Source organism: Desulfomicrobium norvegicum (assembly GCF_900114595.1).
Lineage (GTDB): Bacteria > Desulfobacterota > Desulfovibrionia > Desulfovibrionales > Desulfomicrobiaceae > Desulfomicrobium > Desulfomicrobium macestii.
On record NZ_FOTO01000002.1, the window covers coordinates 140,904 to 165,249 of the forward strand.

21 protein-coding genes are annotated in these 24,346 nt (G+C 60.6%); 8 read left to right on the forward strand and 13 right to left on the reverse strand.

Annotated elements, in window-relative coordinates:
- Window positions 1–172 precede the first annotated feature (172 nt).
- Complete coding sequence (locus BMZ24_RS04655) at window positions 173–1,063, forward strand: LysR family transcriptional regulator (RefSeq protein WP_092189790.1); 891 nt, start codon at window positions 173–175, stop codon at window positions 1,061–1,063.
- Window positions 1,064–1,221: 158 nt separating this feature from the next.
- Here the strand turns inward: BMZ24_RS04655 and BMZ24_RS04660 are convergent, their stop codons facing one another.
- The 13 genes from BMZ24_RS04660 to BMZ24_RS04720 all read right to left on the reverse strand — a co-directional run bounded on the left by BMZ24_RS04660 (window position 1,222) and on the right by BMZ24_RS04720 (window position 17,465).
- Entirely contained in the window at window positions 1,222–1,986 is a 765-nt protein-coding gene (locus BMZ24_RS04660; RefSeq protein WP_092189792.1) for a tetratricopeptide repeat protein, read from the reverse strand.
- Window positions 1,987–2,026: 40 nt separating this feature from the next.
- On the reverse strand, window positions 2,027–2,908 hold the full coding sequence (gene hisG, locus BMZ24_RS04665; RefSeq protein WP_092189794.1) for an ATP phosphoribosyltransferase: 882 nt from the start codon (window positions 2,906–2,908) through the stop codon (window positions 2,027–2,029).
- Window positions 2,908–3,285 (reverse strand): phosphoribosyl-AMP cyclohydrolase, encoded by a 378-nt coding sequence (gene hisI, locus BMZ24_RS04670; RefSeq protein ID WP_092189797.1) that lies wholly within the window; start codon window positions 3,283–3,285, stop codon window positions 2,908–2,910. Before hisI ends, hisG begins: the two co-directional genes overlap by 1 nt.
- The gene (gene rlmN / locus BMZ24_RS04675) at window positions 3,272–4,354 is read right to left on the reverse strand and encodes a dual-specificity RNA methyltransferase RlmN (protein ID WP_092189799.1); all 1,083 of its coding nucleotides are present in this window, start codon (window positions 4,352–4,354) and stop codon (window positions 3,272–3,274) included. The genes hisI and rlmN overlap by 14 nt, the downstream gene beginning before the upstream one ends.
- A 95-nt stretch (window positions 4,355–4,449) precedes the next feature.
- Window positions 4,450–5,772, reverse strand: coding sequence for a tRNA nucleotidyltransferase/poly(A) polymerase family protein (locus BMZ24_RS04680; RefSeq protein ID WP_092189801.1), 1,323 nt, complete (start codon window positions 5,770–5,772; stop codon window positions 4,450–4,452).
- Window positions 5,773–5,832: 60 nt separating this feature from the next.
- The gene (locus BMZ24_RS04685) at window positions 5,833–7,206 is read right to left on the reverse strand and encodes a sigma-54-dependent transcriptional regulator (protein WP_092189803.1); all 1,374 of its coding nucleotides are present in this window, start codon (window positions 7,204–7,206) and stop codon (window positions 5,833–5,835) included.
- 50 nt (window positions 7,207–7,256) lie between these two features.
- Window positions 7,257–8,570, reverse strand: coding sequence for a dihydroorotase (locus tag BMZ24_RS04690; protein WP_092189805.1), 1,314 nt, complete (start codon window positions 8,568–8,570; stop codon window positions 7,257–7,259).
- Window positions 8,571–8,592: 22 nt separating this feature from the next.
- The gene (locus BMZ24_RS04695; RefSeq protein ID WP_092189807.1) at window positions 8,593–9,525 is read right to left on the reverse strand and encodes an aspartate carbamoyltransferase catalytic subunit; all 933 of its coding nucleotides are present in this window, start codon (window positions 9,523–9,525) and stop codon (window positions 8,593–8,595) included.
- Window positions 9,526–9,766: 241 nt separating this feature from the next.
- Window positions 9,767–12,316, reverse strand: a complete 2,550-nt coding sequence (gyrA, locus tag BMZ24_RS04700) for a DNA gyrase subunit A (RefSeq protein ID WP_092190222.1) — start codon at window positions 12,314–12,316, stop codon at window positions 9,767–9,769.
- Window positions 12,317–12,354: 38 nt separating this feature from the next.
- Window positions 12,355–14,763 carry a DNA topoisomerase (ATP-hydrolyzing) subunit B gene (gene gyrB / locus BMZ24_RS04705; RefSeq protein ID WP_092189809.1) on the reverse strand — a complete coding sequence of 803 codons (2,409 nt, stop codon included), beginning with the start codon at window positions 14,761–14,763 and terminating at the stop codon, window positions 12,355–12,357.
- Window positions 14,760–14,948 (reverse strand): hypothetical protein, encoded by a 189-nt coding sequence (locus tag BMZ24_RS04710; RefSeq protein WP_092189811.1) that lies wholly within the window; start codon window positions 14,946–14,948, stop codon window positions 14,760–14,762. Before BMZ24_RS04710 ends, gyrB begins: the two co-directional genes overlap by 4 nt.
- 62 nt (window positions 14,949–15,010) lie before the next feature.
- On the reverse strand, window positions 15,011–16,165 hold the full coding sequence (gene dnaN, locus BMZ24_RS04715; protein WP_092189813.1) for a DNA polymerase III subunit beta: 1,155 nt from the start codon (window positions 16,163–16,165) through the stop codon (window positions 15,011–15,013).
- Window positions 16,166–16,184: 19 nt separating this feature from the next.
- On the reverse strand, window positions 16,185–17,465 hold the full coding sequence (locus BMZ24_RS04720) for a helix-turn-helix domain-containing protein (protein WP_092189815.1): 1,281 nt from the start codon (window positions 17,463–17,465) through the stop codon (window positions 16,185–16,187).
- A 112-nt stretch (window positions 17,466–17,577) separates the two neighbouring features.
- On the opposite strand from BMZ24_RS04720, the gene BMZ24_RS04725 reads away from it, so the two are divergent.
- The 7 genes from BMZ24_RS04725 (at window position 17,578) to BMZ24_RS04755 (ending at window position 24,334) form a co-directional block, all read left to right on the forward strand.
- Window positions 17,578–18,750 carry a homocysteine biosynthesis protein gene (locus tag BMZ24_RS04725; protein ID WP_092189817.1) on the forward strand — a complete coding sequence of 391 codons (1,173 nt, stop codon included), beginning with the start codon at window positions 17,578–17,580 and terminating at the stop codon, window positions 18,748–18,750.
- Window positions 18,751–18,753: 3 nt separating this feature from the next.
- Window positions 18,754–19,863, forward strand: coding sequence for a DUF362 domain-containing protein (locus BMZ24_RS04730; RefSeq protein WP_092189819.1), 1,110 nt, complete (start codon window positions 18,754–18,756; stop codon window positions 19,861–19,863).
- A 240-nt stretch (window positions 19,864–20,103) separates the two neighbouring features.
- Window positions 20,104–20,355: an FmdB family zinc ribbon protein gene (locus BMZ24_RS04735; RefSeq protein WP_092189821.1), complete on the forward strand. Its 252-nt coding sequence runs from the start codon at window positions 20,104–20,106 to the stop codon at window positions 20,353–20,355.
- An 84-nt stretch (window positions 20,356–20,439) separates the two neighbouring features.
- On the forward strand, window positions 20,440–21,732 hold the full coding sequence (gene purB, locus BMZ24_RS04740; protein WP_092189823.1) for an adenylosuccinate lyase: 1,293 nt from the start codon (window positions 20,440–20,442) through the stop codon (window positions 21,730–21,732).
- An 11-nt stretch (window positions 21,733–21,743) separates the two neighbouring features.
- A complete protein-coding gene (gene pyrE / locus BMZ24_RS04745) occupies window positions 21,744–22,307 on the forward strand; it encodes an orotate phosphoribosyltransferase (protein ID WP_092189825.1) in 564 nt (187 codons plus the stop codon).
- Between the two features lie 27 nt (window positions 22,308–22,334).
- Window positions 22,335–23,564 (forward strand): L,D-transpeptidase family protein, encoded by a 1,230-nt coding sequence (locus tag BMZ24_RS04750; protein WP_092189827.1) that lies wholly within the window; start codon window positions 22,335–22,337, stop codon window positions 23,562–23,564.
- Window positions 23,561–24,334: a sugar phosphate isomerase/epimerase family protein gene (locus tag BMZ24_RS04755; RefSeq protein ID WP_092189829.1), complete on the forward strand. Its 774-nt coding sequence runs from the start codon at window positions 23,561–23,563 to the stop codon at window positions 24,332–24,334. The genes BMZ24_RS04750 and BMZ24_RS04755 overlap by 4 nt, the downstream gene beginning before the upstream one ends.
- Window positions 24,335–24,346 lie beyond the last annotated feature (12 nt).

The following is a 24,346-nucleotide window of genomic DNA, read 5'->3' on the forward strand; positions in this document are numbered from 1 at the left end:
AAGCCCGGGAGCGGGGGCATGGCTGTGCCGCAATGCATTGTGAACACGACGGCCCGTATGCGCTCCCGGCCGTCAGACCATTTGAGAACCCCTACTTGTCTATTTTCAGCAGCAAGTATATTCGTAATTAATGGATTAATTGTTCGTGAATAACTGACAAAAGGCGGCAGGCATGCTCAACTACAGGCAACTCCACTATTTCTGGAACGTGGCCACGGCAGGCGGCATCAGGCGCGCGGCCGAACGCATGCACCTGACGCCGCAGACGCTCAGCGGACAGATCGGCGAACTGGAGCGGGACCTTGGCGTCAAGCTCTTCGTACGCTCCGGGCGGCGGCTCGAAATCACCGAGGCAGGCAAACTCGCCCTGGCCCGCGCCGATGAAATCTTCCAGATCGGCAACGAACTGACCGAAATGCTCAAGGATTCCCCTCCAGAAGAAGCCTTGCCCTTCCGCGTAGGGCTGGCGGATTCGGTGCCCAAATCCATCGCTTTTCGCCTCCTGGCCCCGGCCTTTGAGCTGGCGACCCCCATCCGGCTTTTGTGTCACCGGGACAGGCTGGAAAACCTGTTTGCCGAATTGGCCATACACAAGCTCGAACTTGTCATTGCCGACCAGCAGTTGCCTTCCGGTCTCGGGGTAAAGGCGTTCAACCATCCCCTTGGCAACTGTTCGATGACGTTTTTCGGAGTGCAGGACCTTGCCCGGCGCTACCGGCCCGATTTTCCGCGCTCCCTGGAAGGGGCGCCCATGCTCATGCCGACGGGAAGCGCACGCGGCGCGCTGGGCGGATGGTTTGCCGAGCAGGGGATTCACCCGCGCGTGGTGGGAGAGTTCGACGACACGGCCTTGCTGAAAACCTTCGGCCAGGCCGGCCTTGGGCTCTTTCCGGCGCCAAGCGTGATGAGAGAGGAGGTTCGTCGCGTTTACGACGTGGAGGAGGTGGGAGAGGCGGCGGACGTCGATGTGCGCTATTTCGCCATTTCCGCGGAAAGACGCCTCAAGCATCCCGCCGTCATGGCCGTGAGCGCGCATGCGCGGCAAAATCTCTTCGGCGGTTGAAAAAAGCCCGCAGCCGAACCACGGCCGGGGATGCACGGGAGGTTATGAGCCGGAGTGGAGCATGCCGGCAGACAGGCCGATCGTGGTCAAATACGGATGGTCGCGAAATCGGAAATCAAGAGATTGATGCCGGGGATGCCTCGGGCATCCCCGGGGCATCACTGCAGAAAGTCCAGATAATCCTTGGCGGCCTTGGCCTCGCCGGACTTGGGATACTGTTTGACGATGCGCGCGAAAAGCTCCCTGGCTTCCACCGTCTTGCCCATGCGCATCTGATGCTCCGCCAGGGCCAGGATGGTCGCGGTGCTGTCCATGTCCGCCTCAAGGCCGCTCTTGAGCACCGCCTCGGCATCATCAAGACGATTCTGGGCCACGAAGGCGTCCGACAGGAGCTTGTAGGCCGGGATGTAGCGCCAATTGCGGGCCAGCGCCTTGCGCCCGAACTCCTCGGCCTCCCGCGCCCGGCCCTGACGCAGCAGGAGCAGGCCCAGATTATAGGCCGGGAACTCGGGAGTGACATAGGTCAGAATGCTGAGCGCCTTGCGGTACGCGGCCTCGGCCTCCTTGTCCCGCCCCAGTGCTTCCTCGACCTTGCCCAGATTGTTCCAGGCCTCCCCGAAGTCCTCGTCGATTTCAACGGCGCGGGTAAAGCCGTCCCGGGCCTGCTCAAGCTCCTGCAGCCCGATGTAGATCATGCCCGAATCAAAATGAAACCGTGACAGATGACTGGCGGCGGGTTCCACCTGAAGAAGCTCCTGCAAGGCCAGCTGGGGCTGATCGCTGTTGATGTACGATTCAATCAGGTTGAAGCGCAAATCCACTTCCTTGGAGCCCATATTCGACGATGCGCCCCTGGAAGCCCCACGGGCTCCGCACCCAGCCAGGACGAAGCATAAAATGAGAACCATCGTGCATGTCTTCATGGCCGTGCTCCTTGACAGCCCCCTTTTGGGGGCTCTCGCATTAGATGACCTTGTTGAGGGAGTACTCGATGATGGCCTGAGCACCCACCGACTGCAGTTTCGGCACCAGATCCCGAACCTGGCAGGTCTCGACGACGGTCTCGATGGACAGCCAGTCGGAGTTGTGCAGATGGGCGATGGTCGGGGAGTTCATGCTCGGCAGCAGCGCCATGACCTTGTCCACGACATCGGCTGGGGCGTTCATTTTCAGGGCCACCAGCTTGTCGGCTCTGAGCGCTCCCTGCAGGAGGGTGTTCATGTTTTCGATCTTGGCCCGCTTCCAGGGATCCTTCCAGGATTCCTTGTTGGCGATGAGCTGGGTGTTGGTCTGCAAAAGCTCCGCGATGATGCGCAGGCCGTGGGCCTTGATGGTCGTGCCGGTCTCGGTGATCTCGACGATGGCGTCCACCAGTCCCTCGACAACCTTGGCCTCGGTTGCACCCCAGGAATATTCGACTTCCACGGGGATTCCCGCTTCCTCGAAATAGCGCTTGGTGAAGCTCAGAAATTCCGTGGCGATCTTCTTCCCGGCCAGATCTTCAGGCCGCTTGTACGGAGAGTCGCCGGCCACGGCCAGCACCCACTTGGCCGGACGATTGCTGGCCTTGGAATAGATGAGGTCATCCACGATGACGACGTCCGACTGATTCTCGAGGATCCAGTCCTTGCCGGTCAGACCGGCGTCGAGGAGACCGTTTTCCACGTAGCGGGCCATTTCCTGGGCCCGGCACAGTGAACAGGTCAGTTCAGGGTCGTTTATTTCCGGGAAGTAGTTCCGGTGGTGCGAGGTCACCTTCCAGCCGGCCTTGGCGAAAAGCTTGACTGTGGCCTCTTCCAGGGAACCCTTCGGTATTCCGATGCGCATCTGTTTTCCATCAACCATTATTTGTAAACCTCCTTGGGATCGAACACCATGGGGGAGCAGTCCGTCCACCGCCCCTGTGCGTCTCGTTCACGATAAAAACAACTTCTGCGGCCCGTGTGACAGGCCGCCCCGCCGATCTGCTCGACCTGGACCAGCACCGTGTCCCTGTCGCAGTCCATTCGTATTGAGCGCACCTTCTGCACATGCCCGGAAGTGCCGCCCTTGTGCCACAGCGTTTTCCGGCTGCGGCTGTAATAATGTACCTCGCCGGTACGCAGGGTCTCGTTCCAGGCTTCTTCGTTCATGTAGGCGAGCATGAGCACTTCGCCGCTCGCCGCCTCCTGGGCGATGACCGGAAGAAGTCCACCGCATTTATCAAAATCAGGCTGTTCCATTTTTTGGTCCTTCGTTGCTCGTCGTCGAATTCATGCGGTCCTGAACCTCGGTCTTGAGCTGACCGCAGGCAGCCGCGATATCCTGCCCCTTGCTCTTGCGCAAGGTCACGGTAAAGCCCTTCTTGCGCAGGAGTCCCTCAAAGGCCAGCACGTCCTCCGGTTCCGGGGCTGCATACTCGATGCCCGGGCCGGGATTGTAGGCGATGAGGTTGATCTTGCATTTCAGGTGCGAAAGCAGCCGCACCAGCTGCCGGGCATGCTGGAGGCTGTCGTTCACCCCTTTGATCAAAATGTATTCGATGGTCACCCGCTCCCGGGCCTTGAGCTCAAGACCCTGCAGGGTCTCGATCAGCTCTTCGATGCTCCAGCGCGCCGCGCCGGGCATGAGCCGCTCCCGGATCTCCTGGGTCGGGGCATGCAGGGAGATGGCCGGCAGAGCGAGGCCTTCGATCCCGAAGACGTCCATCCGGCCCTTGATGGCGCAGGTCGAGAGCGTGATGCGCCGACGCGAAAATTCAAGTCCCTCGGCGTTGGAGAGAATTTCCAGGCTGCGCCGCACCTCGTCCCAGTTGGTGAGGGGCTCGCCCATGCCCATGTAAACCAGATTCTTCACCTCATCGCCAAGGCCGTGGGTGCGCAGGTAGTCCCTGGCCACGAGCACCTGGGCCGCGATCTCCCCACCCGTCATGTTGCGGGAAAAACCCATGAGCCCGGTGCTGCAGAAGGTGCAGCCCATGGGGCAGCCGATCTGGCACGACAGGCACTGGGTGTAGCGCTCCTTGTCCGGAATGAGCACGGTCTCGACCAATGCCCCGTCAGCCAGACGCAGCAGCAGCTTGACCGTCCCGTCGCTGCTGGTCTGCACCTCATGCACTTCAGGCCAGACAAGGGCCCACTCGCGCACGAGCTGTTCCCTGAAATCCCGGGCCAGGTTGGTCATGGCCGAAAACTCGCGCACGCCCTTGCGCCACAGCCATTGCCACAGCTGGCGCGCCCGAAAGCCCTGGTGGCCCATGGCTTTTACGGCTTCTTCGAGCTCGGGGCAGGTCAATTCAAGAATGTTGCGCATGATGCTCCACTGTCTGGAATCGCAAAGGCACAAAGGGCGTTACAAAGCCGCCCCTCGTGCCTTCGGCAGGATACAAGCTCCGCGAACCGGGTCGCCTAGAGCTGCTCCTTGGCTTTGTAGGCGGCCACGAAACGCTCGGCCTCTTCGATCGTGTTCACGTCGCCGGAGATCTGGGCCTGGAGCAGGTTGTCGCGAATCAGACCCACGGCCGGGCCAGGCTTGATGCGCGCGATATCCATGATCTGCTTGCCGTTCAGCAGGGGTTCGAGCAGCTCCTCGCGGATGTCCGCCCGCTCCAGCATCTTCATGTTGTGATTGAATTCCGTGTAGTTGGCATTTCTGGCCTTGATGTCGGCCCGGGCCATCTCGATAAGGCGCGGATAGTCGTCCACGGCCTTGAAGCGGCGGATGCCCTTGTCCGTGAGCATGAAATGAAAGCGCATGTGGTTGCGGACCAGATTCACGATCATGTCCACTTCCTCGGTGTTGAGGCGCAGGCGCTTCAGGATCTTCCGCGCGACCTTGGCGCCGATGCGGTGGTGCTGGTAGAAGGTGGTGCGATCCTCGTAGACTTCCCCGGCGTACAGCTTGCCGCAATTGAGGAAGAGGCAGCCAAGGGTGCCGTACCAGTCGTAGGGCAACTCCTCGGGATAGTGCTGCATGACCTTCAAGGTGTGTTCCCAGATGGACGACGGTCCGGTCTCCTCGTCGAAAACCTGAAAGATCCGGCTCAAGGCCGCAAGCTCGGGCACCAGCCCATGCAGGATCATGGAATCGAAAAGGAGCTCGGCGAAACGCCACATGTTCTCGGCCTCGACCTTGCGCCATTCGTCCATGATGTCCGTGACCGAGACATAGTCAAGCACCCGACGCGAAGCGCGAATGATGGACATCCAGGAATTTTCCTCAATGGGCAGGTGGTAGTTGGCCGAGAAGCGCAGGGCGCGGATGGCCCGCAGGTAGTCGTGCTTGAGGGTCTCGTCGGGGATGCCCTGAAACTTGATCTGACCGCCGGAGATGTTTTCGAAGCCATCGTAAACGTCGCGGGAGCGGGGAATGAACGGACAGGCCAGGCTCACGGGAAAACCTTCGTCCTTGTCGAGCTTTCTCAACATATTGGACGTGATCTGGGCAACGCAGGCCTCGGGATGGGAAGCGTCGGCCATGTCGGCGGGATGAAAGAGGAAGGTCGCGCTACCCTGGTTCATCCTGGCCACGATATCCCCGCTGCCTGCGGAGACTTCGGGAAAAAGATTTTTGAGGCCGGCAAGATCGATATCCGTGCAGATCTCCACCTCGGCATCCTTGGAGGTTCCAAGAATCTTGCGCTGCAGCGCGGCGTTGATGACGTAGGCGTCGTAGCCGTTGCGCATGATGGTTTTACAGATGGAGGCGGCTTCTTTTATCGGCTGAGGCATCAAGGTCTCCTTGAGTGGTCGTGTTCGTGAAAAGGTCTGCATCGGATAATCGGATGCAATCTAAATATCTTCATCTTTTTCCCCCGACTTGGTCAAGCGGTAGCGGAACTGCCGGAAGTTGAGTCCGACCATCTCCGCAGCCCGCCCCTTGTGCCCTCCACAGCGCCGCAGCGCCTCGGAAATGACCTTGTGCTCGTGCACGGCGAGATATTCGTCGAGGGTCATCTGCCCGGACAGGACCTTCTGGATTCCGCCATCCTGATCCGTGGAAGTGATTTTCTCGTAGATGACCAGGGAATCCGCCGTGACGGTGTCCCCGGGTTCAAGAGCCACGGCGCGCTCCACGATGTTTTCGAGTTCACGCACGTTGCCGGGATATCCGTAGGCCAGGAGTTTTTTGCGCGCTTCGGCCGTAAAGCCCCGCAACTGACGTTTCTGGGCGCGGCAGGCCTTCTCCAGAAAATGCTCGGCCAGGGCCAGGACGTCGTCCCCCCGTTCGCGCAGAGGCGGAAGATGCACCTTGACCCCGCTCAGACGGTAGTAAAGATCCTCGCGAAAATCGCCGTCGGCCACGCTTTGCTCGACGTTGCGGTTGGTCGCCGCGATGATGCGCACATCCGAGCGCATCTCTTCGGTCCCGCCAAGAGGAATGAAGCAGCGCTCCTGCACGTAGCGCAGCAGTTTGACCTGGGTCGAATGGGCCAGTTCGCCCACCTCGTCCAGAAAAAGGGTGCCGCCCTCGGCCATTTCCAGGAGGCCCTTCTTGGCCCGATCGGCGCTGGTGAAGGCGCCTTTGCGAAAGCCGAACAGCTCGCTCTCCACCAGATTCTCCGGCAATCCGCCGCAGTTGATGGCCAGAAAAGGTTGCTTGGCGCGCTGGCTCTGGCTGTGAATGCAGCGGGCGAAAAGCTCCTTGCCCGTGCCCGACTCACCGGTCACGAGCACGCTGATGTTTGTCGGGGCGATGCGCCGCACCAGATCGAAGACAGCCTGCATCTGACGGCTCTGGCCGATGATCTCGCCGTACTGTTTGCTGATTTGCCCCTTGAGCCAGTCGTTTTCCTCCTTGAGGCGGGCCGTCTCAAGAGTGCGCTCCACCGTGTAGAGCAGGTCGTCGAGTTCAAAGGGTTTGGAGATGTAGTCCTTGGCGCCGTGCTTCATGGCCTTGATGGCGCTCTTGGCGTCGGCATAGGCCGTGACCATGAGCACGGGCACATCGGCCCAGGTCTCGCGGATGCGGACCAGCAGATCGATACCGCTTTCCCGGCCCAGACGCAGATCCAGCAGGATGAGGCCGATGGAATGCTGCTGCAGCACGGCCAGGGCCGAAGCCGAATCGGGCGCGGTCCAGACCGAATGCCCCTTCTTGATCAGGGCGATTTCAAGGACTTCGCGCAGGCTCAGGTCGTCATCTACGATAAGTATGTTGGCCATATTCTTTCCGTGCCCCCTGATTGCAAAATCGGTTCAGGCCCGCCCCCTCGTCAGGGGCGCTTCAGGGTGATCGCCTCCAGCCTGGAAAAAACGGCCCGGCCGCCCAGAAAGTGGGCCATGACCCGGCCCGGAATCTCCTTGTCGAGACAGGGCGTGTTCTTGCCCTTGGACAAAAGGGCCCCGGCCGTGGCCACCCAGGCCAGATCAGGATCAAAAAGCACAAAGTCCGCAGGATCGCCGGGCTGCATGCGGTTGGCGGGCAGGCCGAAGATGGCGGCCGTGTTCCAGCACCACAGGCGGCTTATGTCGGCAAATTCAAGCTCTCCGCTGCGCACCAGTTCATAGGTCAGGGACAGGGCCGTATCGAGGCCGGAGATGCCGCTGGGCGCATCGGCGAAGGTCACTTCCTTTTCGTGAGCCGCGTGGGGCGCGTGGTCCGTGACCAGAATGTCGATGACTCCCGTGCGCACAGCCTGGCGCAGGGCCAGCACGTCGTCGCGGGTGCGCAGGGGCGGATTGACGCGCACGCTGGTGTCATATCCCTCGACCCGCGATTCGTCCCAGAGCAGATAGTGCGGGCAGGTCTCGGCCGTGACCTTGACGCCGCGCTCCTTGGCTCCCGCGATGAGCTCCACGGACTGCCGGCAACTGATGTGGGCCAGATGGATGGGCAGGTCCAGATAGGAGGCCAGCAGGATGTCGCGGGCGACCTGCATGGCCTCGGACACGGTCGGAATGCCCTTCAGGCCGAGACGGCTCGATACCTCGCCCTCGTTCATGACTCCGCCCTTGCCCAGCCATGGATCCTCGCAGTGATCGATGACCTTCAGGCCGAAATCCGCCGCGTATTCCATGGCCCGCCGGAAAAGTTCCGTATTCTCGACAGGCAGGCCGTCGTTGGACAGGGCCACGCATCCGGCCCGGGCCAATTCCCCGGCCGCGGCCAGCTCCTTGCCCAGAAGGCCCACGGTAAGCGCCCCGACGGGCCGCACCCAGGGACCGTGCGCAAAGCTCTCGGCGGCTTTTTGCAGCATGAAGCGGGTCACGGAGGCGTTGTCGTTGACGGGGCTGGTATTGGCCATGGCCATGACCTGGCCGAAGCCTCCCCCGGCCGCTGCGGACAGGCCCGAGGCGATGTCCTCCTTGTATTCCTGACCGGGCTCGCGCAGATGCACGTGGGCGTCGATGAGGCTCGGCAGAAGGGTCAACCCGGCGGCATCGAAGATCTCGGTCCCGGACGCGCCTTGGGGCGCGGCAACAGTTCCGGCCTCGGCAAGTTCGAGAACGCGGCCCTCGCCGATGAGCAGGTCGCAGGTGCGATCCTGCCAGGAAACATTGCGAATAAAAAAGTCTACATGTGCCATGGTACCACCATCCTGAAATTTATCATGCCGAAATCCGAGCCCTGGTCAGATAGAGATGCAAAAGGGTCATGCGCACGGCCACGCCCGAGGCGACCTGATCCAGGACCAGGCTCGCCCCGCAATCGGCCAGCTCGGAAGCGATCTCAAGGCCCCTATTCATGGGCCCTGGATGCATGATCTTCACATCCGCTTTGGCCTTTTCCAGATGCCTGGGGCTGAGTCCGTAGGTGCAGGCGTACTCGCGCAGATCCGGCAGCAGCCCCGCCTGCTGGCGCTCCAGTTGCAGGCGCAGGCAGATGACCGCGTCCACTCCCTCGCAGGCCTTGGCCACGTCGGAAAAAACCTCCACCGGCCAGGTTTGGACCATGGCCGGCAGCAGTGTGCGCGGAGCGCAAATGCGGACCCGGGCCCCGAGCATGGTCAGCAGTTCCACATCCGAACGGGCCACCCGGCTGTGGGCGACGTCGCCGAGGATGCACACGGTCTTGCCCGCAAAGGAGCCCCAGACCTGATGCAGGGTGAAGCCGTCCAGCAGGGCCTGGGTCGGATGGGCATGCCAGCCGTCCCCGGCGTTGATGATGGAGCAGTCGAGGCGTTCGGCCAGGAACCGTGCCGCCCCGCTGTCCCAGTGTCGGATGACGATGGCGTCGGGGTTCATGGCCTGCAGGGTCAGGGCCGTGTCTTTCAGGCTCTCGCCCTTCTGCAGGGAGCTGCCCGACTTGGTCAGGCTGAAGGTGTCGGCGGACAGGCGCTTGCCGGCCATGTCGAACGAGGTTTTGGTGCGCGTGGAGGCCTCGGCAAAGAAGAGGACCACGCTCTTGCCCTTCAGGATGGGCACCTTCTTGATGGGCCGCTGATTCACTTCCGCGAACCGGGCCGCCGTCTCGAAAATATGGGCGATCTCATCGGGATCGAGCTGGGAAATCTCCAAAAGGTCCTTATGCCGCCAATTCATAGCTCCGCCTTGCCGCCCCTGCGGGGGTTGTGATTGCATCGTGACCAAAAAAAAGGGACCCGGCTTCTCGCCCGTCCCTGTTGCTTGCGTCACGCACGGTCTTTCGTACACGTTTCATGCCATGGGCCCTTACACGACCCGCCTCTTGACGTCCAGTGCGACGGCAAACATGGGCGGGCGCTCAAAAAAAGGCGCGCCCCCATCGGAGCGCGCCCATATCTTCATTCAAAAACCAAGCGATCTATTCCTGCAAATCCTCGGATTCGTCCAGCGCCTCGTCGTCATCGGGCAGATCCGTATCATCGTCCAAGACCTCGGAATCGTCCGGGGCCGTCTTTTCGGCAGGCACGGTGGCACGAGGCACGCCGCTCACTTCCGGGGCATCGGTCGGCACATGATCGAAGCAGACCACGGTCTGATCGTCTTCAAGGCGGACCAGGCGCACGCCCTGGGTGGCCCGGCCGACCAGGCTGATGTCGGAGATGCCGATGCGGATGATCTTGCTGCCCGAAGTCAGAAGGATGAGCTCATCCGTGGGATAGACCATCATGGCCCCGACCACCTTGCCGGTCTTGGGCGTGATGCGCATGTTGATGATGCCCTTGCCGCCGCGCGACTGGGCCCGGAAGTGCTCGACCTGGGTACGCTTGCCGTAGCCGTTCTCCGCGATGGTCAAGAGCTCCTGCTGGGTGTCCTTGTTGACCACCACGCCGGCCACGACCTGATCGCCCTTGCGCAGGGCCAGGCCCTTCACGCCCGTGGCGGTGCGGCCCATGGCGCGCACATCGGAGCAGGCGAAGCGGATGGAGTAGCCGTCCATGGTGACCAGCACCATTTCGTCGTCGGTCTCCACCTCGCGCACGCCGATGAGTTCATCGTCGTCCCGCATGCCAAGGGCGATGAGACCCACGGCGCGGATGTTGCGATAGAGGTGAATGGAGCTGCGTTTGACCACGCCGAGCTTGGTGTAGAAGAAGTAGAATTTCTCCTGATCCAGATCACGGCAGGTCATGGCCGCGGCGATGTATTCGTTGCTGTCCAGCGGGAGCAGGTTGGCCACGTGCTTGCCCCGGGCCGTGCGGCCGCCCTCGGGAATCTGGTGCACCTTGACCTGGTACATCTTGCCCTTGTTGCTGAACAGATTCATGTACTGGTGGTTCGAGGTCGTGAGGATGAAGGTGATGAAATCCTCCTCCGCGACCTGCACCCCGGTGATGCCCGTTCCGCCCCGGCGCTGCTGGCGATAGTTGTCCAGGCTGGTGCGCTTCAGATACCCGTTGCGGGACAGGGTGATGACCACCGGCTCGTCGGGGATGATGTCCTCGATGTCGATGGAGTCGGGATCATGGGCCAGAAGCTCGGACTTGCGGGGCGTGACGAAGGTCTCGCGCAGGTCTTCGAGTTCCTGACGGATGACGGACTTCAGGACTTCGGGATTCTCGATGACGCTGGTCAGATACTCGATCTGCTTCAGGAGCTCGGCATATTCCTCCAGGAGCTTTTCACGCTCCAGGTTGGTCAGCCGCTGCAGGCGCATGTCGAGAATGGCCTGAGCCTGGATATCGGACAGGCCGAAGCGCTCGCGCAGGCGCTCCTTGGCCTCCTGCGGAGTCTTGGAGGCGCGGATGAGCGCGACAACCTCGTCGATGAAATCAAGGGCGATGCGCAGGCCCTCAAGGATGTGCGCCCGATGCTGGGCCTTCCTGAGGTCGAACCGGGAGCGGCGGATGACCACTTCGCGGCGATAGTCGAGAAAATACTCGAGCACCTGCTTCAGGTTCAAAAGCTGGGGACGGTTGTTGACCACGGCCATCATGTTGATGCCGAAGCTGGTCTCAAGGGATGTGAACTTGAAGAGCTGATTGATGATCACATCGGAGAAGACGCCCTTCTTCAAATCCATGACGATGCGAATGCCCTTCATGTCCGATTCGTCGCGCAGGTCCGAGATGCCCTCGATCTTGCGCTCGTTGACCAGCATGGCGATCTTTTCCACCAGAGTGGATTTGTTCAGGGCGTAGGGAATCTCTTTCACGACGATGGATTCGAGGTCCCCTTTTCGCTTTTCTATCTCGATGCGCGAACGGATGCGCACCGAGCCGCGACCCGTGCGGTAGGCCTCGCGGATGCCGGCCTTGCCGTAGATGAGCGCGCCCGTGGGAAAATCCGGGGCCTTGATGTACTGCATCAGATCGTCGATGGACATCTTGGGGTCGTCGAGCAGGCGCAGGGTTCCGTCCACCACCTCGCCCAGGTTGTGGGGCGGAATGTTGGTGGCCATGCCCACGGCGATGCCCGATGAGCCGTTGACCAGCAGGTTCGGGACCTTGGTCGGCAGCACCGAGGGCTCCTGCAGGGAGTTGTCGTAGTTGGGACGAAACTCCACCGTGTCCTTTTCGATGTCGGCCAGAAAGGAACTGGCCAGACGGGACATGCGCACCTCGGTGTAACGCATGGCTGCCGCGGAATCGCCGTCGATGGAGCCGAAGTTGCCCTGGCCGTCGACCAGGGGATCGCGCATGTTGAATTCCTGGGCCATGCGCACCAAGGCGTCGTACACGGCCGAGTCGCCATGGGGATGAAACTTACCGATGACGTCACCGACCACGCGGGCGGACTTCTTGTAGGCCCGGTTGTACGTGTTGCCGAGTTCGTGCATGGCGAAAAGGATACGCCGGTGCACAGGTTTGAGGCCATCGCGCACGTCCGGGATGGCCCGGCCGATGATGACGCTCAGCGAATATTCCAGATATGATTTCTGAAGTTCTTTTTCGATACTGATGTTGGACACATCCACCTCAATTTCTTGTAAAAGCTGTTGAACCCGAGCTAAATGTCAAGGTCCGAAACCAGAAGGGCATTACGCTCGATGAATTCACGCCGGGGTTCTACCTTGTCGCCCATGAGCTTGGTGAACAGCTCGTCGGCTTCGACCGCATCGTCAATGGTCACCTGCAGAAAGGTACGCGCTTCGGGATCCATGGTCGTGCTCCAGAGCTGCTCCGGATTCATCTCGCCCAAACCCTTGTAGCGCTGCACGTTGATCCCCTTCTGGGCCAGATCCAGGACCTGGCGCAGCAGGTCGAAGGGACCCGTCGCCTCCAGCTCCGTATCCTTGTGCCGGATGGTCCAGACCTGTCCGGAACCGACTTCCCTGATCCTGCCCAAAAGCTCCACGGCCCGACGATAACGCTTGGAATAGAAGAATTCGACGCCAAGACGGATGACATGGTTGTTGGCATCGATGAAGCGCAGGTAATGACGCGCCTCGCTGTCCAGCGCCTCGCCGTTCTGGGGCTCGTCCTGCTCGCTGATGAGCTCAAGGGAAAAGCCGCCTGCGGCCATGTGGGCAGTCAAGGCCTCGTCCGGCCCGCTTGCGCGCAGCTCATCGGGCTCGATGACACAGGGGGCGTTGACCACCTGCATGAACAATCCGTCCGGGATGCCCATGTTGGAGACATCAATGGCCAGTTCACGCAGGGCCAGGATGGTGTTCAAAAGCCCTTTGAGCTCCTCGCCAGTGACGGGTTCCCGGTCCGGGACAACCAGGGCGACCTCTTCGGTCACGCGCTGGATCAGGAACTGGCTCATCTCTTCCTCGTCCTTGATGTAGCGCTCGAAAGAACCCTTGTGCACCCGGTAGAGCGGCGGCTGGGCGATGTAGAGATAGCCCTGCTTGATGAGCTCCTCGTAGTGGCGGAAGAAGAAGGTCAGGATCAGGGTGCGGATATGCGCCCCGTCCACGTCGGCGTCGGTCATGATGACGATCTTGTGGTAGCGAAGCCGCGCAAGATCCACGTCGTCTTCGCCGATGCCGGCACCCATGGCCGTGATGAGGGCTTTTATCTCCTTGTTCTGGAGCATCTTGTCGAAGCGGGTCTTCTCCACGTTCAGAATCTTGCCGCGCAGGGGCAGGATGGCCTGGAACTTGGGGTTGCGGCCCTGCTTGGCGGAGCCGCCGGCCGAATCACCCTCGACAATGAAGACTTCGCACTCGGCGGGATCCTTGCTCTGGCAGTCCGCCAGCTTGCCGGGCAGGGCGTTGTCGGACAACGCGCCCTTGCGTCGCACCAGATCCTTGGCCCGCCTTGCCGCGTCGCGGGCCCGTGCGGCGTCGATGACTTTCTCGATGATCAGCCGAACGTCCTTGGGATTTTCACCGAAGAACTGGTTCAGCGCCTCGTAGACCATGGTCGCCACGTATCCGGCCACCTCGGAGTTGCCGAGCTTGGTCTTGGTCTGGCCCTCGAACTGCGGGTTGGGGATCTTGACGCTGATGATGGCGGTCAGCCCCTCGCGCACGTCATCGCCGGACACCTTCTGCTTGAGCTTCTTGGGCACGTCGCTGTTCTGGATGTAGGTGTTGATGGCGCGGGTCAGGGCCGTCTTGAAGCCCTGCAGGTGCGTGCCGCCTTCCTTGGTGCGGATGTTGTTGGCGAAGGTAAAGACGTTTTCCTTGTAACCGGCGGTATATTGGAGAGCGAAATCGATGCTCACCCCTTCCATCTCGCCGGTGCCGCCGATGACCTTGTGAATCCCGTTGTCCTGGTTCTTGTTCTTGACGAAGGAGATGATGCCGCCTTCGTACTTGAACACGTCCCGGTTCTGGGTCTTCTCGTCGAAAAATTCGATCTTGATGCCGGGATTGAGATAGGCCAGTTCCTCGAAGCGCTTGGCCAGCACGTCGTACTGGAAATCAAGCTCCTCGAAGATCTCCTCGTCGGGCCTGAAACGGACCAGGGTCCCGCTCTTGTCGGTCTCGCCGATCACCGCCAGGGGGGCCTGCGGCACGCCTCGGCAATACCGCTGGTAGTGGCGATGGCCGCCGCGGCTGACCGTGACCTCCAGGTACTCGGACAGGGCGTTGACCACGGACACGCCCACGCCGTGCAAGCCGCCCGAAACCTTGTAGGTGTCGTTGTCGAACTTGCCGCCGGCATGCAGGACGGTCATGACCACTTCGAGAGCGGGCTTTTTTTCCTTGGGATGCATGTCCACGGGAATGCCGCGGCCGTTGTCCACGATGCTGACCGAGTTGTCCATGTGCACGACGACCTTGATATGGTCGCAATAGCCGGCCATGGCCTCGTCGATGGAGTTGTCGATGACTTCGTAGACCAGGTGATGCAGGCCGTTGGTGTTGGTCGAGCCGATGTACATGGCCGGACGCATGCGCACAGCGGACAAACCTTCAAGGACGGTAATGTTGTCTGCGGTGTAGGTAGATGTTTTTGTCATATATTTACAATATCCCGTTTCTCTAAGCGCTTACAATTACTTGCGCTCTCTTCTGATTGATTTACATCCCATTTTTCAAATTCAATTCCGGCATCAAAGGGGAGACCAAAAGGGATGCCGCAAAAATTCAGTTTAAACTTAAAGCCTTTATTCCAGCCACCTTTCTTTTCACGCGCGGTGTTCATTCAAACTCTCCTTTAACGTCATCATCCAGTTCGAAAAGTACTGTGAATGCCATTAGGAAAGCCTAGATTTCTTCCTCGCTGTAATAGGTGTCTTCGGTGATCTCCACGGGCATGGTGATGATCATGTAGTTGGGGTCGTCCTTGCCGGTGATGCGGCAGGGTTCGGAGGGGCCCACGAAGGAAAAGGTCAGGGAGTCGGACACGAAGTGCCCCAGGATTTCAAGGATGACCTTGGTCGGCAGGGCGATCTTGGACAGTTCGCCCTGATACTGGCAGCTGATCAGCTCCGTGCCCTCGCCGATGTCCTGGCCCTGGCAGTAGAGGGACAGCTCTTCCGGGCCGAAATCGAAGAACGTGGCCTTGTTGGCTTCGGTGTTGAAGACGAAGATGCGGTCCAGGGCGTCGGTCAGCTCGTGCCGGTCCACCACCAAGTTGGAGGCGAAGCGATCCTTGTACTGGTTGATGAAATTGCGGTAGTCGGCAAAAACGTAGGCCTTGAGCGGAAGGCTAAATGATTCCTTGCGGTTCTCGGTGCGCAGAAACAAACGCTTGTCCGAAAGGCTGATCTCGATCTCGTCGTTGGTCAGCCACTTGCGGATTTCGAGCAGGTACTTCTTGGAGACCAGAAACCCGTCCTGCCCCAGAACGGCGCGGATATCAGGGTTGGAGAAACGGAGCAGGCCGAACTGGTGCCCGTTCAGGCCGCAGATCTCCACGTCGTCGTTCTCCACGGGCGCGAACTTGATGCAGTTCATGCTGGTCAGGTCTTCGTCGTCGGCGATGCAGAAGGCGATGCGGTCGATGATCTCCTTGAAGAGGTCTCCGGACCAGAGCACGGCGTTTTCCGCCGGGAACGGATTGAAGTCCTGGAACCAGGAGGATTCGTTGGCGGGAAGCTTGTACTTGCGGCGGCCCTGTTCGATGTGCAGATGCTTGGCGCTCGGGTCGAGCTTGAGGGTGATCTCGCCGGGGGGGAGGCGGCGCATCAGTTCGCAGAACTTCTTGCCCTGCACGCCGACCAGTCCGCCATCGCTGATCACGGCCGGATAGACGCCCACGAACTCGATGCTCGAATCCGTGGCCAGGATGGAAATGGTGTCGCCTTCGGCCTTGAGCCAGACCGTGCGCAGATAGGCCGCGCCGGTTTTTGACGGAATGATGTTCGCGGCCTTGAGCAGTCCGTCAATGACCTCTTCCTTACGCACTTTCAAAAACATCGCCGACTCCTTCTCCTGACTAGGCAAGGGTTGTTTCGTTCATGGCCAGGCATTTATCGCTCAGCTCATGTAACATGTTTTTTATGCTTTTATCATCTCTTTGCAATTGTTCGACTTTTCGGCAGCTGTAGAGAACCGTCGAATGGTCCCTCCCGCCAAAGGCCCGGCCAAGCTCCGGAAACGACAGCCCCAGATGCTTGCGGCACAGGTACATGGCCACCTGACGGGCAAAAACGAGGTCGTGCCTGCGGCCGGAGGACAGGATGTCCTCGGGCTTCAGGTTGAGCCTGGCGCAAACCTGGTCGAGAATCTGCTCGACACTCAGGCTCGTTACCGCGCGATCGTCCAGATAATTGAGAATATTGTCAAACTCTTCATCGGAAATATGGTCATGGACCAGCTCCCGGTAGGCCCAAAGCTTCAGAAGACATCCTTCCAGATTGCGCAAATCGGAAAAACGCTGGGCAAGGAGCAGAATTCTGTCCCTGGAGAGATCCAGACGGCGCTCCCGGCAACGAGACTGGGCGTATTGGGTGCGAATGTCCAGGTCCGGAGCCTTGAGCATGACGCTAAGGCCCCACTCAAGGCGCGACTTGAGCTTGGGCGCCAGAAACGTGAACCCGCCGACCTTGCCCGAACAGGCAAAAACCATCTGCTTGCGCTGCAGATGGAAGTGATCGAAGAGCGCCAAAAGCTCGCCCTGCAGGTAGCGATAGCGGGCAATCTCCTGCAGGTCGTCCACCGCCAGAAGCTGCATGGACGTCAGAAATTTCCGCGCGTCGGACCGGGACGAGTACAGTTCGTGCAGATCCTCAATGCCGCCCACATAGGTCCCGTCCCCGCCATGCTCGCTCCTGGCGTTGGCGATGGCCCGCAGCAAAAAGGACTTGCCCGACCCGCTTTCTCCGCAAAGCACGAACGGATTATACGGAGCTTCCCGGCTCTGGGCAACTTCCTGGGCCGAAGCCAGAGGGAAGTAGTTCTTGTTGTTGACCAGGAAGTTGTCGAAAATGAACTCGGACCCAAAGGGCAGGGCCTGGGCCGCCGGCCGGGACTCGCGCACGATGCGGGAGCGGCTTCCGTCCCGGCATTCATAGGAGATGGTCAGATCGGAACCGGCCAGGGCCTGCTCGAAACGGGCCCGCGTGTGATTCTCAAACCAGTCGGCAAAAAATCTGTGCGGAAAGCGCACCGTGAGCACCGAGCCATCCACGCTCAAACCCAGGGATGAACGCCATTTGTCCAGCTCTTCCGGGGCAAAGGCCTGCGCCAGCGCCGCATCGACCCGCGCGCTGCTCACTTGCCCCCCGCATGGGTCACGGCCCGCGGCTGGTTTACTCCGGCGTACAAATCAGACATAGTCATCCCTTGCGGACCGCCTGCGGCCCGATAATATATTTTGGAGGACATGCATGAGCGCACCATTTGAAGTCCACAGAACCATCGCCGAGATCAATGAAAAAATCCGACAAGGCAAAGCGGTCGTCCTCAACGCCAGCGAAATGACCAGTTTAGTTCGCAAGGAAGGCAAGGTCAAGGCCGCCAGGCAAGTCGATGTCGTCACCACCGGCACTTTCTCGCCCATGTGCTCCTCCGGCCTGATCTTCAATATCGGCCAGCAGCCTCCGACCATCAAAACCTCCAAGGTCTGGCTCAACGGCGTGCCCTGCTATGCCGGTCTTGCAGCGGTGGACTCCTATCTTGGCGCCACCGAACCGACGGAAGAGGACCCCTTGAACAAGGTCTACCCCGGCCAGTTCAAATACGGCGGCGGCCATGTCATCGAGGATCTGGTCAAGGGCAAGCGCGTACACCTGAAAGCCGAAGCCTACGGCACGGACTGCTACCCGCGCAAGGCCATCGAGAAGAACGTCTCCCTGGCAGAGCTGCGCAACGCCATCCTCTTCAATCCGCGCAACTGCTACCAGAATTACAACTGCGCCATAAACCGCACGGACAAGCTCAAGTACACTTACATGGGCCCGCTCAAATCAAACATCGGCAACGCCAACTATGCCACGGCCGGCGAGCTGAGCCCATTACTTAATGACCCGTATTTTAGAACCATCGGGCTGGGTACCCGCATCTTCCTCGGCGGGGGTGTGGGCTACGTCATCGGCGAAGGCACCCAGCATGTTCCCGATCCCCAGCGCAACGAGCGCGGAGTGCCCATGAGCGCCTCGGGCACCCTCATGGTCAAGGGCGACCTCAAAGGCATGAACGCCCGCTACCTGCGCGGGGTGAGCATCGTCGGCTACGGCAGCTCCCTGGCCGTGGGCCTGGGCATTCCCATCCCCATCCTGAACGAGGAGATGGCCTGGTTCACCGGCGTGGCCGACGAGGACATCCTCGTGCCCATTGTCGATTACGGAGAGGACTATCCCAACGGATATCCATCCAAGTACGGACACGCCAGCTTCGCCGACCTGAAGAAAGGAGTCATCCGCGTGGAAGGCAAGGACGTGCCCACCACGCCCCTGACCAGCCACACTCTCTCCTGGGAAGTCGCCGAAGAGCTCAAGCGCTGGATCCAGGAAGGCCGATTCCTGCTGACCGAAGCCCAGGAACCCATTCCCGCAAGGTGAGTCATGGCCGAACCCGTTTATTTCTGGAATCTGCGCGCCTCGCGCAAGGCTCCGTATGAAGCCAAGGTCAAGCGCCTGCTGAAGCTGGCCGGACTGGGCGCGGAGCTTCGCTCCGGCGATCTGGCCGCGATCAAGCTTCATTTCGGCGAGGGCGGAGGCACGGGCCATGTGCGTCCCTTGCAGCTCGCGCCCATTTTGGCCTTTGTCCGCAAATGCGGAGCCAAGCCGTTTCTGACCGACACCAACACGCTCTACGTCGGCCAGCGCGGTGAATCCGTTTCCCACGGGCTACAGGCCGCCGCCCACGGTTACGACCCCAATGTCCTGGGTGCCCCGGTCATCATCGCCGACGGACTTAAAAGCGGCAACGAACGGGCCATCCCCTGTCCCGGCAGGCATTTCGAGTTCGCCTATCTGGGCGGAGACATAGTCGACGCGGACATGATGGTCACGATCAGTCACTTCAAGGGCCACGATCTGGCCGGGTTCGGCGGTGCCATCAAGAACGTGGGCATGGGCTGCGCCACGCGCAAGGGCAAGATGCAGCAGCACTGCGGCCTAGGTCCGACCATCCATCCCGAGCATTGCACCGGCTGCGGAAACTGCGTGGAAGTATGCAGCCACGGCGCCCTGACCCTTGACCCAAGCGGCAGGATCACCATCGACCGCGACAAGTGCGCGGGCTGCGCGGCCTGCTTCCTGGTCTGCCGCGCAGGAGGTCTGGAAGTGGACTGGCGGGTGGATGTGAACACATTTCTTGAGCGCATGGCCGAGTATGCGGCGGCCGCGCTTTTGGCCAGGCCGAGGCGGACCTTCCACATGAGCTTCATCCAGCAGGTCAGCCCCGGATGCGATTGCACGGGCTTCTCCGATGCGCCCATCTGTCCCGATCTGGGCCTGCTGGCCTCCTGGGACCCGGTGGCCCTCGACCAGGCCTGCCTGGACCTGGTCAACCAGGCCCAGCCCCTGCATCCGAGCGCCCTTCCCGAAGGCATCATGCCCGGACAGGACAAATTCGAGGCCATCCACGGACACGTAAGAGGCGTCCATCTTCTGGAGTACGCGGCAAGCCTCGGGCTCGGCTCCCGGGAATATGCGCTTCAGCCCGTATGAGACAGGCTTTTTGACACACATTGAGACTGGACAAAGGGCGTGACGCTATTATATGTGCCCTTTCTTTGAATCAGCTTAAAATTTTATCCCATTGGAGGAATACATAATGGCTCAGAAGAAAATCGAACGCAAAAAAGAGATTGATCGTCGCCGCAAACGTCGTGCCGAGCGCATCAAGGAACGCATCAAGGAAGCCAAGGCCGCTGCCAAGAAGTAGGCCCTGTTTTTAGGGAGGTAACCATGCCCATTTACGAATACTGCTGTGAAGACTGTCGCCAGATCTTCGAAGAGTGGCAGAAGGATTTCAAGGACAGGGAAAAAGTCTGTCCGGTCTGCGGGGGCACGTCCCAGAGGCTTATCTCCAACACCTCCTTCGTGTTGAAAGGAGGCGGCTGGTACGCTTCCGGCTACAGCAAGGAATCCGGCGGCAACGGCAAGAAAAAGGACACCTCGTCCACTCCGGCCCCGGACACAACCTCTTCGGCGTCCTGACCAAGGCAGCTCCGGCTGCCTTTTTCATTTTCAGTCGCGGATGATCTCCACGCGACTCCAAACATCAACCCACCCCCCACCATCATGATTGATCGTTATACCCGCAAGGAAATGGGCGACATTTGGACCCTTGAACAAAAGTTCCGGGTCTGGCTCGAAGTGGAACTGGCCATCTGCGAAGGCTGGCACGCCATGAATGTCATTCCGGCCACGGACATGGCCACCATCAGGGAAAAGGCCGATTTCGAACTGGACCGGATCCTCGAACTCGAAGAAACCACCAAGCACGATGTCATCGCCTTCCTGACCGCCGTGGAAGAAAAGGTTGGCCCTTCGGCCAGATACATTCACCTCGGCTGCACGTCCTCGGATATCGTGGACACGGCCAACGCCGTGCTCCTGACCAGGGCGGGCCGGATCATCCTGGCCGATCTGGACAGGCTGCTCGGCACCCTTGAGACGATGGCCAAGACCCACCAGGGCAGGCTTTGCATGGGCCGCACCCACGGCATCCACGCCGAGCCGACCAGCTTCGGCCTCAAGATGGCGGTATTTCATGCGGAATTCCAGCGCCACAGACAGCGCTGGGTGGACGCCCTGGAGAACATCCGCTTCGGCAAGATCTCCGGCGCCGTGGGCACCTACGCCCAGCTCGAACCCGAGCTTGAGGAGCGCGCCCTGACCATCCTCGGTCTTGAGGTCGATCCCATCTCCACCCAGGTCATCCAGCGCGACCGCTACGCCCAGTATTTCACCACCCTGGCGCTCATCGCCGGCGGCATCGAACGCATCTGCGTGGAGCTTCGGCACCTGCAGCGCACCGAGGTCCTGGAAGTGGAAGAGGGTTTCGGCAAGGGGCAGAAGGGCTCGTCGGCCATGCCGCACAAGAAGAACCCCATCTCCGCCGAGAACCTGACCGGCCTCTCCCGTCTGGTGCGCACCAACGCCGTGGCCGCCATGGAGAACATGGCCCTGTGGCACGAGCGGGACATCAGCCATTCATCCGTCGAGCGCGTCATCATGCCCGACTCGACCATCATGGTGAACTACATGCTGAACCGTTTGAACGGGCTGCTCGCGAACCTGCGCATCATCCCCGAGAACATGGAGCGCAACCTGATGGGTTCCTACGGCCTCTTCTTCTCCCAGCGCGTGCTCATCGCCCTGGTGGAAGCGGGTCTCCCGCGTCAGGAGGCATATGTCATGGTCCAGGCCGTGGCCATGGACTGCTGGAAGGACCGGACCTCGTTCGAGGCTGCCGTGCGCGACAGCGCCGACATCACCGCCCATCTCGACTCCGCCCGACTGGACCAGGCCTTTGATCTGAACTATTATCTGCGGCACGAACAAACCGTGTTCAACCGCGTTTTCTCTTAAGGAGAAAAAAAATGATTGATCTGAAGAGACGTCTGGCCAGGCTGCTCATCGAGAAGTCCTATCTCGAGGGCGACTTCACCCTGACCTCGGGCAAGAAGAGCGACTATTATTTCGACTGCAAGCACACGGCCCTGCATCCCGAAGGGGCATGGCTCATCGGCAAGCTCTTTTTGGACATGATCCGCGCCAAGGGCGGGGTCAAGGGCGTGGGCGGCATGACTTTGGGCGCGGACCCGCTGGTATCGAGCGTGACCGTGGTCTCCCATCTGGAGGGCTATCCCCTGCCCGGATTCATCATCCGCAAGCAGTCCAAGGGTCACGGCACCAACCAGTACCTCGAAGGCCTCAAGAACTTCGAACCGGGCCATAACGTGTGCCTGCTCGAAGATGTCATCACCACCGGCGGCACGCTGCTCACGGCGGTGGAACGGGTGCGCGACCAGGGCCTCAACATCGTCGGCATCATGGGCGTGCTCGACCGCGAACAGGGTGGCCGGGAAAATCTGGAAAAAGCCGGATTCGACCTGCAGACCATCTTCACCCGCAAAGAACTGCTCGAAACCGCGAAAAGCTAGGGAGGCTTCGGCCTCCCCCCCAAAAAAATGGGTTCCCGCACCTTCATCCTGCTCGCGGCGTTCCTGTCCGTCCTCTTCGCCGCTCCGGCCAGCTCCCAGAGCTGGACTGCATCCTTTTCCGCGCATCCAAGCACTCCTGCGGCATTCATGGCCGTGGACATGGGTCGGCAACGCGCCTTTCTGGTCCGAAACAAAAACGGCGAACTCAAAAAAATGAGGGATATGCCCTGCACGACAGGCATGCGCGGCGGCGGCAAGCTCCTGGAGGGCGACCGCAAAACCCCTGAAGGCGTCTATTTTCTGGAGGGCAAGGCCACAGGGGGCCTTGATTTCGACAGTTTCGGCAACACGGCCTTTCCGCTGAATTATCCCAACCCCGTGGACCGCATCCACGGCAAGACCGGAAACGGGATCATGATCCACGGCCGGGGACGCAGCTTCGGCCCGCGCCAGACTCTTGGATGCGTGGTTCTTGAAAACGACGATGTGGACACCCTGGACCGGCATGTGCGCATCCACGCCACGCCTGTCGTCATCGCGGAGTCGGTGAGCCTGACGGGCAAGGCAGGGCCTCCCCCGGAGATAGTTCTTGGCACCTGGGGCTGGATCAAGGCCCGTGAACGACGCGAGAATGCTTTTTTCGAGATCTACGATCCCGCGCGTTTTGAAAAATCATCAAACATGAGCTTTGCCCGTTTCCGGCAGAAAACCCTGCAGGAATTCGCCGGCGCAAAGTGGGTCGATATCCGCATGGAAAATCTGCAGGTCCTGCAGGGGCCGAACTACATGGTCTCGGTCTTTGCCCAGCGCACCTTTCCTCATGGGGAACAGGGCCTGCGCAGGTTGTACTGGATGCGCCAGGTGGAGCTCTGGAAGATCGTTGGCGAAGAGTGGATTCCTCAGAACCTGGGCGGAAGCGAGGACTACGCCGGGCTGGTCGGCAAGGAGATTCGCGAACGATTGCAGGAATGCGCAGAGGCTTGGGACAAGGGTGATCTCAAAACCCTGGTGCGGACCTACGACCGGACCGGCAGTCGAAACGGCGCAAAGGGCCGCGAAGCCATCGCCGCATCGCTTGAGCGCGACATGGCGGCCAAAAAGGAAAATCCCTACAGCGCCGAACCCGTGGTGCGCGTCACCAAAAAAGGCATCGAGGCCAAACTCATGGCGGACGGGAATTCCCGGAGCATCCTCTTTCTGCCCGGGGCCTTTGACGCCTGGCTCATTGCAAGCGACGAGACGGCGCCGCAGCCATGACCTTCACCAACCTGCCCCTGCGCTACATTGAAGAGCACCCGCGATATCTGGACCTCTTTTTAACCCGTGGGCTAAGCCCCGAACTTGGCCTTGACGCCCTGGCCCTCGACACGTTTTCGCCCGAATGGCACAAAAAAACCGCCCGCATCTTTCATGATGCCGGACTGACCTGCGCCGTGCATCTGCCCTTTTTCGACCTGCGTCCGGGAAGCCTCGACCACATGATCCGCAAGGCGAGCAGGGAGCGCCTGCTGCAAGCCGTCGACACCGCCCGGATCTATGCCCCGGTCCATTTCATCGCCCATCTGGACTACAACAGCGTCATCTATTCCCATTTCGAGGAAGCGTGGCTTGAAAACTCCCTGCGCACCTGGGAGATGGTGTTGGGCCAGACAGCAGATACGCCGCTCTATCTTGAAAACGTGTTCGAGCTGAGCCCTGATCAACATGTGCGCGTGCTGCGGGGACTTTCCGGCAAGGCCGGAGCCTGTCTGGACGTGGGGCATTGGCACTGTTTCGCTAAAGGACGCAAACGCCAAAATCTTGCGGAGTGGCTTGCGGCCCTGGCTCCCTTCCGCCTGCACCTGCACCTGCACGACAACGATGGCGAGTCCGACGCCCACCTTGGCCTGGGCCAGGGGACGATACCCTGGGACCAGCTCTGGTGCGGCCTGGCCGGCCGGAAGGCCTCGGCCACCTTCGAACCGCACACCGAGGCCGCGTTCCTGGCCACCCAGGACTACCTGCGCGCCAACGGCCCGAAGCTCTGAGCCGCGCAGATC

Bases quoted from the DNA above. Each gene is read 5' to 3' on its own strand.
- BMZ24_RS04710 (WP_092189811.1), bottom strand. From the start codon at position 14,948: ATGAACACCGCGCGTGAAAAGAAAGGTGGCTGGAATAAAGGCTTTAAG.
- hisG (WP_092189794.1), bottom strand. From the start codon at position 2,908: ATGGTTGATGGAAAACAGATGCGCATCGGAATACCGAAGGGTTCCCTG.
- hisI (WP_092189797.1), bottom strand. From the start codon at position 3,285: ATGGAACAGCCTGATTTTGATAAATGCGGTGGACTTCTTCCGGTCATC.
- BMZ24_RS04685 (WP_092189803.1), bottom strand. From the start codon at position 7,206: ATGGCCAACATACTTATCGTAGATGACGACCTGAGCCTGCGCGAAGTC.
- BMZ24_RS04680 (WP_092189801.1), bottom strand. From the start codon at position 5,772: ATGCCTCAGCCGATAAAAGAAGCCGCCTCCATCTGTAAAACCATCATG.
- BMZ24_RS04750 (WP_092189827.1), top strand. From the start codon at position 22,335: ATGGGTTCCCGCACCTTCATCCTGCTCGCGGCGTTCCTGTCCGTCCTC.
- purB (WP_092189823.1), top strand. From the start codon at position 20,440: ATGATTGATCGTTATACCCGCAAGGAAATGGGCGACATTTGGACCCTT.
- gyrB (WP_092189809.1), bottom strand. From the start codon at position 14,763: ATGACAAAAACATCTACCTACACCGCAGACAACATTACCGTCCTTGAA.
- rlmN (WP_092189799.1), bottom strand. From the start codon at position 4,354: ATGCGCAACATTCTTGAATTGACCTGCCCCGAGCTCGAAGAAGCCGTA.
- pyrE (WP_092189825.1), top strand. From the start codon at position 21,744: ATGATTGATCTGAAGAGACGTCTGGCCAGGCTGCTCATCGAGAAGTCC.
- BMZ24_RS04660 (WP_092189792.1), bottom strand. From the start codon at position 1,986: ATGAAGACATGCACGATGGTTCTCATTTTATGCTTCGTCCTGGCTGGG.
- BMZ24_RS04655 (WP_092189790.1), top strand. From the start codon at position 173: ATGCTCAACTACAGGCAACTCCACTATTTCTGGAACGTGGCCACGGCA.
- BMZ24_RS04725 (WP_092189817.1), top strand. From the start codon at position 17,578: ATGAGCGCACCATTTGAAGTCCACAGAACCATCGCCGAGATCAATGAA.
- BMZ24_RS04695 (WP_092189807.1), bottom strand. From the start codon at position 9,525: ATGAATTGGCGGCATAAGGACCTTTTGGAGATTTCCCAGCTCGATCCC.
- BMZ24_RS04690 (WP_092189805.1), bottom strand. From the start codon at position 8,570: ATGGCACATGTAGACTTTTTTATTCGCAATGTTTCCTGGCAGGATCGC.
- BMZ24_RS04755 (WP_092189829.1), top strand. From the start codon at position 23,561: ATGACCTTCACCAACCTGCCCCTGCGCTACATTGAAGAGCACCCGCGA.
- BMZ24_RS04730 (WP_092189819.1), top strand. From the start codon at position 18,754: ATGGCCGAACCCGTTTATTTCTGGAATCTGCGCGCCTCGCGCAAGGCT.
- dnaN (WP_092189813.1), bottom strand. From the start codon at position 16,165: ATGTTTTTGAAAGTGCGTAAGGAAGAGGTCATTGACGGACTGCTCAAG.
- BMZ24_RS04735 (WP_092189821.1), top strand. From the start codon at position 20,104: ATGCCCATTTACGAATACTGCTGTGAAGACTGTCGCCAGATCTTCGAA.